The 541-nt window shown below is 64.0% G+C and carries 1 protein-coding gene; it reads right to left on the reverse strand.

The genetic code is table 11. The features are described from left to right. Positions 1-31: 31 nt before the first annotated feature. The coding region (locus tag CQY20_RS34040; protein WP_109789795.1) for an IS3 family transposase at positions 32-541 on the reverse strand (510 nt) is incomplete at its 5' end.

Consider the following 541-nt stretch of genomic DNA (forward strand, 5'->3'; position numbering starts at 1 on the left):
TGAATCGCCCTGGATTCGCCGGAGGCTCGAGCTATTGGATTCCGACCAGGGGTTGGTCGGTCCGTGATGCATCGTAGAACGCGGCTTCGAACTCCGCCGGAGGTAAGTCGCCGAGGTAGCTGTGGAGGCGGCTGGCGTTGTGCCAGTAGACCCAGCTGAGGGTGGCCAGTTCGACGTCCTCGACGGTCTTCCACGGCCGCCCGGTGCGGGCCGGCCCGTAGATCAGTTCGGCCTTGTAGTAGCCGTTCACTGTCTCGGCGAGGGCGTTATCGAAGCTGTCCCCGACCGTGCCAATTGAGGGCACCGCGCCGATCTCAGCGAGCCGCTCACCGTAGCGGATAGACGTGAACTGCGATCCGGCATCGGAGTGACAAACCAAGTCCGGCAGTTGGTTTCCGCGCGACCATCGCGCCATCTCGATCGCATCGAGCACCATGGTCGTGCGCATGTGCGAGGCCACCCGCCAGCCGACGATCATCCGCGAGTAGGCATCGACGATGAAGCACACGTAAGCCACTCCGGCCCAGGTCGGCACGAACGT

Origin of the sequence: Mycolicibacterium agri (genome assembly GCF_002553505.1) — a bacterium.
GTDB lineage: Bacteria > Actinomycetota > Actinomycetes > Mycobacteriales > Mycobacteriaceae > Mycobacterium > Mycobacterium agri.